A 283-nucleotide genomic window follows, 5' to 3' on the forward strand; every position below is an offset into this window, starting at 1 on the left:
GTCATTACAATCATTAAAGCGCCAAAAATTGGGTAAAACTTAGTAATGATTTTATCAATTGGTAGCAAGGTCGCTAAAAAGTAATACGCTAAAATAGCCAACACCCAAAAGGTGTTATTTGCCAGCATTGTACCTTCAAAAAAATCAAGGTTACTTAATAAGCCCGCAGGGCTCATAATAAATACTACACCTACAAAAAACAGTAGCATGGCAGTAAATATCAGCATAAAGCCTTTAAATACAATATTGTAGTAATGCCCGGCTATTTCTGGCAGGCTTTTTC

1 pseudogene is annotated in these 283 nt (G+C 35.3%); it reads right to left on the bottom strand.

Annotated features, from left to right (window positions below):
• Positions 1-283 (bottom strand): annotated as a pseudogene (locus AAEY72_RS14550) (hypothetical protein); the annotation flags it as partial.

The sequence above is a fragment of the Psychrobacter sp. W2-37-MNA-CIBAN-0211 genome, from assembly GCF_040309405.1.
GTDB lineage: Bacteria > Pseudomonadota > Gammaproteobacteria > Pseudomonadales > Moraxellaceae > Psychrobacter > Psychrobacter glaciei.